Source organism: Methanomethylovorans sp. (assembly GCF_050177135.1).
In the GTDB taxonomy this organism is placed as follows: Archaea; Halobacteriota; Methanosarcinia; order Methanosarcinales; family Methanosarcinaceae; genus Methanomethylovorans.
In genome coordinates this window covers 1-3,200 of record NZ_JBFXHJ010000206.1, presented here as the reverse complement: position 1 = coordinate 3,200, position 3,200 = coordinate 1, and the positions used below count along the sequence as shown (strand labels likewise).

Annotated in this window: 2 protein-coding genes; one reads left to right on the top strand and one right to left on the bottom strand. The window is 40.1% G+C overall.

Translation table 11 applies throughout. The features are described 5' to 3' along the window. The first annotated feature begins 84 nt into the window (after window positions 1–84). Window positions 85–1,125 (top strand): hypothetical protein, encoded by a 1,041-nt coding sequence (locus AB7U21_RS11510; RefSeq protein WP_333787967.1) that lies wholly within the window; start codon window positions 85–87, stop codon window positions 1,123–1,125. A gap of 24 nt (window positions 1,126–1,149) precedes the next feature. Here AB7U21_RS11510 and AB7U21_RS11505 read toward each other — a convergent pair. Continuing rightward, window positions 1,150–3,200: PAS domain-containing sensor histidine kinase (locus tag AB7U21_RS11505; protein WP_428389191.1), on the bottom strand; the 2,051-nt coding region annotated here is incomplete at its 5' end.

The window sequence follows — 3,200 nt, the reverse complement described above, 5'->3', positions numbered from 1 at the left end:
GCTTTATGACGAGCCAAAGCAATCTTAAAATAATGTAAACCTTAAATTACTATAATAAAAGTGCAAAGCCAATAGGGGGATTGTATGAATAAAATATTATTAATGGTATTTCTAGGATTTATTCTGTTAGTTGCAGGATGTACTGAGAAGCCAGCAGAAAAACCGGGTATTGTGAATGAAGCTACCATCAATCATCGTACTTACGGTGGATTCGTGATGCAGAACATGGCAATTCAGGAGCTGATGATAAATACCACTGCTGTGACCCTCAGTTATTATAGTCCCACTTATGAATTGACACAAAGATCTATAAAGCCACTAAATGCAAGTACTCGTGAAGATCTCCTGCAACTTTTCAGAGACAATGATTTTCTGGAAATGAATGCTACATATGTGCCTCAGCCAGGGCAGCCGGTCGTTACGGATGTTGGAATTGTGGAGATCAGCCTGCTTCAGAAGGATTTTAATAAGACCGTAAAAGTGGACCCGTACTCACAGGAATACATGCCGGAAGATCTGAAAGAGATAGATCAGGCATTGGTTGACCTGAAACAGTATGCGCTAACTATATCTGCGGCAGAGGCGGAGACGATTGCAGAGGAATGGATCAAAAATGCACCCACTTACAAGTATGATGGTTCCGAACTGACTTTAGTTAATAGTGTCGTCATGGGATCATTCCCGGAACAGTATAGTATGACTTACAGTTTCATAAGTGGTCATGCTGGTTATGGGAACCGCTCCGGTCAGATGACAGCTGAAGTGATAACCGATCATACAGTGAACATTAAAATGTTCCAGGGTCTGGTCACATCAGCGATCATTGATGGGGTATGGGATGAAATGAACCAACAAATGCTACAAAATGAACGCATCCTGCTGCAATATCCGAATATGCCATGTAATGAAACACCCTGGGTGAAGTGGTATGCAGAAGCTAATATCCAGTTCTTCAAAGCACCAACAGGGTCCGAGCTCATTATTGCTTATTACAGCAATGTATATGGCATTGAGGTCACAGATATAGCAGAGAATACAGTGGATTCAGCACAATGCTCCTATACGCTTAAGGTGATACCAGCTGATGCAGAGGCGATGAAAGATATGGGATGGCAGAATACTTGATCTGCCTTACTCTTTTATAATTGATCACAATTCTGGCCAGAGATAACAGGGATCATGTTGAGTTTTTATACTTTCGTTCGTTTCCGAATATAGAGTTGTTATCTTCTCTTTAAGAGGCAGAGCTAACGTAAAAGTACTGCCTTTCCCAGGTTCACTTTCCACATTGATCGTTCCTCCATGCAGTTCAGCAAGTTCTTTTGCCAATGCAAGGCCAAGTCCGGTGCCTTCGTATTTTCTTGCACAGGTTGAATCAAGCTGAGTGAAAGGCTTAAAGAGTTTCATCAGATCATTAGCAGGGATGCCGATGCCAGTATCCGTTACCGATATATATGCCATTTCATCATCATCCCTGGTTCCAATGGTCACTGAACCACCGATATCCGTGAATTTGATAGCATTGCCAATCAGATTATATAAGATCTGCCTCAATTTTGCTTTGTCCGCTTGCACTGCCCCGAACTTCGAGTCTGCCTTGATCTTCAGTACGATCTCCTTACTTGCTGCAAGATGCTGCATGGCAGAGATCATTTCATCCACAAGCTCTTTTACGTATATCTTCTCTTTATAGAGCTGCATTTTTCCAGACTCGACCTTTGAGATATCAAGAATGTTGTTAATAATATTCAACAGATGTTTTCCACTGTTGGATATGTTCTTCAGGTATTTTGCCTGTTTTTCATTGATCTGACCAAAATATCCTTCGGAAAGTACCTCTGAGAAACCTATGATCGAGTTAAGTGGCGTTCTCAACTCATGGCTCATAGTGGCCAGGAATTCGCTCTTTGTACGATTGGAGTTTTCTGCAGCAATTTTAGCTTTCAAGAGGTCTTCTTCAGTTCTCTTGCGTTCGGTGCTATCTATACAGAAACCTATTACTCTGTCATCTGACAGTTTCACCGCTTCAACTATCATATAATATTTTGTCCCATTTTTCTTAATGAAACAGAATTCTCCGGTTGATCTGCCTGTACTCAGAAGCTGTTTGAATGAATTGATAGCAGCTTCTTTAGATTCCGGGGCATATAGGTCCAGTCGGTGCATGTTCAACAATTCATTTTTAGAATAACCGGTTATTATGCATGCTGCCGGATTAACTTCGATGTATCTGCCAGCAGCATCTGCTACAAAAATCAGTTGAGGGGAGTTATCGATATAGGCACGATATTTCTTTTCGCTCTCCTTAAGCACTTTTTCTGCAATTTTCTGTTCATGGATGTCGATAGCTATTTCAAACCTTACCATTCGTCCGTCAGGCCAATTTATAGCTTTATCTATACAGCGATACCATCGATCATCGACATTATTCTGGAATTCCCAGATATGGGTTTGGCCTATATTCTCTCCAAAGATCAGATGATTAGTGCAAAAAGAACATGGAGAATCGAGATTTTGAAATACCGAGTAGCATTTTTTTCCCGGGGTTTCATTTCCATATCTTTTTTTCATAGGTGAGTTCACAAATAGTATCTCGTAATTAACCGGATCACAAACATAAGCCGGCTGATCAAAAGCCTCAAGAACTGAAATAAGTTGTTCTTGTGTTTTTGCAAGTTCTTCATCTATCCGTTTTCTGGGAGTAATGTCCTTGCTGACACCCAGGATCCCTATGAGTGTACCAGCTGATGTGTAAAGAGGAGCTTTGAATGTTTCAAAAAGAACCTCCTTCCCATTGAAGTCAACTGCCAGTTCTTCAGTTTTCAAAAAATTATTTTCTTCAATGATCTTTTTATCATTTATAAGAAAATTGTTAGTAAGTTCATTTCCAAACAGATCTTGATCGGTTTTTCCGATGATCTCTTCTTTTGGGCGACCAAGGAATTTTGAAAAGGCAGGGTTGCATACAATATACTTTCCCTGCTTATCCTTACAAAAGATCAGGTCAGGAATTGAATTGGACAATTCATGAAAAAGTGCTGTATTTTCAAATATCTCCAATTCAGTCTGTTGGTTGAACGAATTGGCTTCAAGCTCCTTTATACGTCCTTTTAGTTCATGTACTTCTTTTAGGAGCTGATCTCTTGATTTTCCTTCATCGCTCATTTTTTGTCTCACTAAACAGGCTGATGGTTTTTTGA

What these genes read in the sequence shown, in the direction of transcription:
- AB7U21_RS11510 (WP_333787967.1), top strand. Translation starts at nt 85, where the DNA reads ATGAATAAAATATTATTAATGGTATTTCTAGGATTTATTCTGTTAGTT.